This is a genomic window from uncultured Maribacter sp. (genome assembly GCF_947496775.1).
GTDB lineage: Bacteria > Bacteroidota > Bacteroidia > Flavobacteriales > Flavobacteriaceae > Maribacter_B.
In genome coordinates, this window is sequence record NZ_CANMDU010000049.1 from 1 (window position 1) to 698 (window position 698).

General features: G+C 33.2%; 1 protein-coding gene. It reads left to right on the top strand.

Translation table 11 applies throughout. The features are described from left to right. A partial coding sequence (locus Q0856_RS18020; protein ID WP_298507229.1) for a hypothetical protein occupies positions 1–698 on the top strand: 698 nt, incomplete at both ends.

Here is a 698-nt window from a genome sequence, read left to right on the forward strand (position 1 = left end):
ATTACGGTTAGTTTAGTAACTCCTGCTGTTGGTGTAAATGATAATCCACCATATTCTTTTACTATTGATAATGGCGTAGACCCTGCTCAAACTAATGGTACTGGTATATTTACAAACCTTAATCCTGGTACTTACGCTATTACAGTAACTTCAGATAGAGGTTGTACAGAAACCGATAGTATTGAAATTATTGAACCTACTATATTAGTAGCTAATGCAACTTTAACAACAGACTTTACTTGTGCTGCGGATAATACCACAAGTATAGCAACCATTACTGCAGATATTCCTACTACTGGTACTGCTCCTTATACTTTCAGTATAGATGGTACTAATTTCTTTACAACTAATACTTTTGATGTTGTGGATACTGGGGCTGTACAAAATATTACTGTAACTGTTAGAGATAATAATGGTTGTACAGATGATGATACTGTTATTATTAACCCTATTAATACATTTACTGCTGTTGTTTCTCAAGTAGATGCTATTACTTGTGATATTGCTAATCCTGAACAAGTATTAATTACCGTTACTGATAATGGAAATCCAACTAATTCATATACATACGAATTATTACCATTAGGTAACACAAACGGTACTTTAACAGCAACTCCTACTAATGTTACAGCTGAATTTAACTTAACACAAGTGGGTAGCTATACTTTTAGAATTACGGACACAAACACTGGATGTTA